Annotated in this window: 5 protein-coding genes and 1 pseudogene; 2 read left to right on the forward strand and 4 right to left on the reverse strand. The window is 61.8% G+C overall.

Annotated features, from left to right (window positions below):
- The first annotated feature begins 204 nt into the window (after window positions 1-204).
- Complete coding sequence (locus C1I93_RS28370; RefSeq protein ID WP_220039609.1) at window positions 205-1,233, forward strand: hypothetical protein; 1,029 nt, start codon at window positions 205-207, stop codon at window positions 1,231-1,233.
- 15 nt (window positions 1,234-1,248) lie between these two features.
- On the opposite strand, the gene C1I93_RS31290 is transcribed toward C1I93_RS28370, so the two are convergent.
- Window positions 1,249-1,572 carry a hypothetical protein gene (locus C1I93_RS31290; RefSeq protein WP_146603598.1) on the reverse strand — a complete coding sequence of 108 codons (324 nt, stop codon included), beginning with the start codon at window positions 1,570-1,572 and terminating at the stop codon, window positions 1,249-1,251.
- A gap of 115 nt (window positions 1,573-1,687) precedes the next feature.
- Between C1I93_RS31290 and C1I93_RS28375 the strand changes: the two are divergent.
- Window positions 1,688-1,879 (forward strand): annotated as a pseudogene (locus C1I93_RS28375) (IS701 family transposase); the annotation flags it as partial.
- 18 nt (window positions 1,880-1,897) lie between these two features.
- Here the strand turns inward: C1I93_RS28375 and C1I93_RS28380 are convergent.
- The 3 genes from C1I93_RS28380 to C1I93_RS28390 form a co-directional block, all read right to left on the reverse strand.
- Window positions 1,898-2,704: a GIY-YIG nuclease family protein gene (locus C1I93_RS28380; RefSeq protein WP_111246331.1), complete on the reverse strand. Its 807-nt coding sequence runs from the start codon at window positions 2,702-2,704 to the stop codon at window positions 1,898-1,900.
- The gene (locus tag C1I93_RS28385; protein ID WP_111246334.1) at window positions 2,697-3,872 is read right to left on the reverse strand and encodes a DNA cytosine methyltransferase; all 1,176 of its coding nucleotides are present in this window, start codon (window positions 3,870-3,872) and stop codon (window positions 2,697-2,699) included. Before C1I93_RS28385 ends, C1I93_RS28380 begins: the two co-directional genes overlap by 8 nt.
- A gap of 174 nt (window positions 3,873-4,046) precedes the next feature.
- Window positions 4,047-4,493 (reverse strand): hypothetical protein, encoded by a 447-nt coding sequence (locus C1I93_RS28390; RefSeq protein WP_111246332.1) that lies wholly within the window; start codon window positions 4,491-4,493, stop codon window positions 4,047-4,049.
- Window positions 4,494-4,821: the final 328 nt, after the last annotated feature.

Consider the following 4,821-nt stretch of genomic DNA (forward strand, 5'->3'; position numbering starts at 1 on the left):
GAAGGACCACTTCGTATCGGGGTTCTGCGTCTTTTCTCCGTACCCCGCCTGATCTGGCGCGTCCGACGCCTACCCGGCATTCCGGACAGCTACTGACTGCTACCGCCTGCTTGCGCGGAATGGCTCACTGCCTTCGACATCGACGAACGACTGGCAGACGAGACTCTTGACGATGACATCTCACTTGAGGACATCCGTTCGGCGGTGCTGCAAGAGGTGGAAGGAATCTTGTCCGGCCAGCTCGCCACAGCCCGCGACGAGGGCAGAGCGCGGGTCAACGAGTTCGTGAGCCGGCGCGCGCCAAGATATCGCCCGGTCCTGTCCCGGCTTGAGTCACTGGGAGTGACCGTCGATCCGTCCATCAAGGATCAGGATCTTGAGCTGCTACTGCACCGAAGCCTACAGAAGTTGGAGGCCGAGGCCGTCGCCGAAGGGCAGGCGGTGTTCGCGGAGGCCGGGTCTACCCCGCTAGAGGACTACCAGGAGCGACTGAGTCGGTACCTTGACGCCGTAAATGACATCAACCAGTCCGACCTGGCCGCGTACGTCTCCCGCCGCAGGGTGATCCTCGACATCCTGTTTAAGCTCATCAGAGCAAACGAGCAGGGCAGATACTCCCGAGAGGATGCCATCCACTCGTTGATCATGCCGATGCGTGCCGACTCGAATGAGATCGGGAGTGATGCATCGAACCTGTGGATCATCGACGAACGGCTCGCTTTCCATGACTACCTCGCCTCCGACCGGACGCTCAGGAGCATGCCGATCACCGGTTCCGACTCGACCCGCGAGCCGGACATCCTGTCAACACGCCTCGTCGATGCGCCCGTGCTGACCGCGGAGGGCGAGACGCTTCCGTTGTCGTCGATCGTCGTGGTCGAAATCAAGAGGCCGATGCGGAACGACGCATCGGAAGACAAGGACCCGATCCTGCAGTCGCTCGACTACGTCAAGCGGGTCCGCAGCGGCGGCGTGTTGACGGCTTCGGGGCGACCAATCCCCGCATCCCAAGACTCGCCAGCGTTCTGTTACGTACTGGCGGACCTGACGCCGATGCTAGTGAGCAGGTGCGAGTACGCCAACCTTCGGCGAACCCACGACGGCCTCGGCTACTTCGGATTCAACGAGCCGGCGAAGGCGTACATCGAGGTCATGTCCTTCGACCGGCTCATCAACTCCGCCACCGAACGCAACCGAGCATTCTTCGACAAGCTGGGCCTGCCATCGAGCTAATGCGCTGCCCGAGGGCTAGCTAGCTTTCAAGGCTTTCAAGGCTTTCGAGGCGCGGAGAACGCCATCGAGGCCGGTGACGTTCACGTTGACCGTGATTTCGAAATTCGTATGCTTGCCGGCGATGGTTGTAACGAGCTTTGCCAAGGGGCGCAGCGCAACGGCAATCGAGAGGACCAAGAGGGGTGCCTTCGCAGCGTTAACCACTGTTTTGCGGAGCTCATACTTCAGGCGTAGTGCCTCGTGTTCGGGGTCTTGCGGCGATTGCCGCGCGTCCTGTTGCTGTGTAGACGTCGTCTTGTGAGGGCGGCGAGGCGATGGTGGTTGGGCCGGGGGAGTCATGCGACGCAGAGTATTTGAAATGTTCCTATGGGTGTAAATCCAACCAGAGTCGTGTCGACCTTCCGACGCTCCTCCTGGCCGGGTGGGCATGCTCCGCCGCCGTGCGGGTGGGTCGCCACCACCCGAGCCCGGACTCATCCCGCTGACCGTCCCCGAGGTCAAGCGACTACTCGCCACCGCACTCCACTACCCGAAACCGCCCGACCACGACACACACTGGCTCACCTGGCGACGCCGCCACCAGGCCCGCGCCCGCTGGTTCCACCAACGCACCCGACTGAACCGGGACTACGCCCTGGTCGGCTAGCAATTGGCGGCTGCCGTACTAGTCGCCGTCCTCGTCGCCTTCCATTTCATCCTGGTCTGTGCGTCCACCTGGATCAGTTGATTCGTATAGCACGCTGCCGACGAGACCCGCGATGTCAATAGCGGCTGGGGAAGGTTCGGGCCTTCCCTCTGCATATGCAAGGCGGACTGCCGAGATGTATGCCAACCGGACTGCCTGAACGACCAATACTCGGCGCAACCCCCCGGAGACCTCGCCCCGCTCGTGCGCCACGGCCGCGAGGCGCGAGATAGTCTCTGCTCTACGGGCAATGCGAACGTCGGGGTGTCCTCGCTCGGCCCGGGTCTCTTCGCTGATGAGGGAAAACCGCCGCGAAGGTGGCAGCTCTACAGTGGGCCTGACGGGAGGGATTTTTTCGTTCAGTATTGCCCGGTATTTACTTTCTTCAATTGCGTTCAAGTAGGCCGTATACTCGACTGCGTCGAGTCTCGCCCGCGCGAGTTTGAACCCCTCTTTGTCTTTTCTTTTGGTGACGCCTTCGAATTCCCAGAGCGGCCATAGCTCCATCTCGGCCACCTCGAATACGTCAAGTATCCTCATCGCAACGGCATCTGTTCGCTGGTTCGTCAAGTGCCGTCTGATGCGCGTCCGCAGCTTCTCGTTCGTCTGGCCGACATAGATCGGCTCGCCGTCGTAGTCGAAGAACGCGTAGCAGCCCCACTTGGCGTCGGCCCATTTCCTGCCAAGGTTATCCTGCTCCGACAGCGCTTTATCTAGTAGGTGTCGAAAATCGCGGACGGGCGTGGCGGGAAGCTTGTTCCTGGATGGGCGCTTTAGCTCAGCCATTTACTACCGCCAAGGTTGGCTTGCTGGACGATCGCATCTCTCCGCGCATCAGAGGCATTAGGTAGTGCTCGGCGAGCCATGAGACCACCGGCACGCAAACAGCATCACCGAACCCGAATAGAGCCTGGTTGCGCCGTAGGTCTGCGAGCCGATAATCACCAGCACCCATAAGGCGTGCGTACTCAAGAGGTGTCATCCACCGGACCCGCACTCTGTGGCGGCCAGCCTCAACCACCGCTTGCTTAGATGAGCCGCCACGCGCCGTGCGCAGACACCCGGAGATGTCGTCTGGCCGAATCTCCCATGTCGGCTTACCGTTGCGAGTTCGCCGGTAGGCGGTTCGGTAGGAGAGTTCCTTGCCTTCTTGCAGCCTGTCTAGACGTTCCCGTTGGATCGGCGACAGAGATTCGAGAAACGCGAATTGTCGCTTCTCGTCCCACCAGTCACCGAGGCTGACCGTCTCGACCAGCGTTGAGAAGCCGGCGGTTAACGGAGGTGGGGGAGTGGGTAGTGCTGCCCGGTGCGTCCGAAGAGTCGGATCTCCGAAGGGGGCTTGAAGCCAGTCCGGCCTTAGCTCGCTGTTTGGCACGGGTTCATCTTCCGGTGGGTTGGAGGCACCGACAAGGAAAAGACGTGGACGCGACTGCGGAACGAACCGTCTTGCATCGAGCGTCAACACGTCTACGGAGTAGCCTAGTCGGTTAAGTTCACGGATGGCTGTCGCTAGATCTTCGCCCCCGTGGCTGGTGGCAAAGCCAACAACGTTCTCGAGGGCTACAACCGGTGGCCGGTCGTCACCCAGCTCTTCGAGCACGTTGGTGAAGCCCCAGAACGTAGAGGACTCGCTCCCACTGAGCCCTCTACGTCGGCCAGCCAGGGAGAGGTCGGTGCAGGGGAAGGAAGCCCAGGCCAGCTTGAGCCCATCGGGTAGATCGCTGCCCCGGACCTCGCCTACGTCGCCACGCACGAAGGTGTGCCCATCGCCTTCGCCGAAGTGGCCGACGTACATCTCCTTCTTGGCTGGCTCGATGTCGTTGGACCACACCACGTCGAACCCGGCTCGCTCCAAGCCAAGGCGTACGAGACCGATGCCGGCGAAGAACTCGGCGGCTCTCGGCTTGGAGGCAGACAGCCCGGTTGGAACACTCGTTAGCTTTGGCGTGATCATCACCCGAACGACCCTAAGTCATCTTCTTCAGCAGGTCGATCCCGCCTGCTAGCTGTGCACTCCAGAGGGTGGCGATGGGCCTGCCCTGCTATGCCCAACGGCGTGCAGCATGTCAGGACGTGCCTGTCGTGGAGTCAGCGACGGATCGCGCACGGTAGCTGCGCGGCGGGCGGCCTACGAGCCTGCCTCGATGGTTGCCTCGATCCGGTCAAGGTAATCAAACCACCACTTGCCTTCCGGCATGGGCTGGGAAGACAGGAGGTTGCCCGCCACGATGAAGGACAGGAAAACCACGCTGTCGGCCGGTAGCGCCTCAGCGAGGGGTCTCCCCTCAAGGACTGCATCGAGAAAGGTTGCGATCTCAGTTGGCGGCGCAACCGACCACGCCTCGGATCTAGCGATCTTGTCAGCTAGCGCTCGGATCTCATCAGGGGATGGTCGATGCCCGAAGACATCGGTCGCCGCGTGGGCGTTTACTCGTGCCAGAAGTTCGAGCGCGTGTAGGCGCGACTTTTCGTCCGGGAAGCCGCGGAGGGCCTTGTCGAACTTGTCGGCATTCTGCTTGACCACCCAGTGCAGGGTGTCCCTCACGCGCTGCTCGACAGCTTCATCGATCTTCATCTGATCCTCTCCGGCGTTGTGTGTTGATCTTGTCTCGCCATGCCTTGAAGGCGCTCCAACTCGCTACTGCGCTGAGCACGGTGCCGACGATGGCCTTCGGTATGGGTGGCAGATACTCGGAGACGCCTGTCCAGACGGTGGCGGCGGTCGAGCCGCCGAAAGCCACCGCTTCCGCGCTGACCTGCTTGCGGCGCTTTGGTGTGAGGTTCCCCCGGTTCGCCGGAGGGTTGGTTACCTGGCGCCGGTGGGCTCAGGCTGAACGATAGCCGTCTGGTCCTGTCGGGCCTGGTGGGTGTGCCAGGCGGTTTCGTACTCGTCTGGGGATCGC

Origin of the sequence: Micromonospora endophytica (assembly GCF_003236305.1) — a bacterium.
GTDB classification, from domain to species: domain Bacteria; phylum Actinomycetota; class Actinomycetes; order Mycobacteriales; family Micromonosporaceae; genus Micromonospora; species Micromonospora endophytica.

What these genes read in the sequence shown, in the direction of transcription:
- C1I93_RS31290 (WP_146603598.1), bottom strand. Translation starts at nt 1,572, where the DNA reads ATGACTCCCCCGGCCCAACCACCATCGCCTCGCCGCCCTCACAAGACG.
- C1I93_RS28380 (WP_111246331.1), bottom strand. Translation starts at nt 2,704, where the DNA reads ATGGCTGAGCTAAAGCGCCCATCCAGGAACAAGCTTCCCGCCACGCCC.
- C1I93_RS28385 (WP_111246334.1), bottom strand. Translation starts at nt 3,872, where the DNA reads ATGATCACGCCAAAGCTAACGAGTGTTCCAACCGGGCTGTCTGCCTCC.
- C1I93_RS28390 (WP_111246332.1), bottom strand. Translation starts at nt 4,493, where the DNA reads ATGAAGATCGATGAAGCTGTCGAGCAGCGCGTGAGGGACACCCTGCAC.